This window comes from Paraburkholderia sp. RL17-380-BIE-A (genome assembly GCF_046028085.1).
In the GTDB taxonomy this organism is placed as follows: domain Bacteria; phylum Pseudomonadota; class Gammaproteobacteria; order Burkholderiales; family Burkholderiaceae; genus Paraburkholderia.
Genome location: NZ_JARESQ010000073.1, coordinates 1 through 265 on the forward strand (window position 1 = coordinate 1; position 265 = coordinate 265).

General features: G+C 64.9%; 1 protein-coding gene. It reads left to right on the forward strand.

The annotated features are described in order from the left end of the window. Positions 1–265: GDP-mannose 4,6-dehydratase (locus P0D68_RS35585; RefSeq protein WP_408303755.1), on the forward strand; the 265-nt coding region annotated here is incomplete at both ends.

A 265-nucleotide genomic window follows, 5' to 3' on the forward strand; every position in this document is an offset into this window, starting at 1 on the left:
TTCGGCGACCAAGGCGGGTTCGGACCATCTGGTGCGCGCGTATCACCATACGTATGGCCTGCCGGTGCTTACCACGAACTGCTCGAACAACTACGGTCCGTACCAGTTCCCCGAGAAGCTGATTCCGCTGATGATCGCCAACGCACTCGCGGGCAAGGCGCTGCCGGTGTACGGCGACGGCCAGAACGTGCGCGACTGGCTGTATGTAGGCGACCACTGCAGCGCGATCCGCGAAGTGCTCGCGCGCGGCACGCCGGGCGAGACA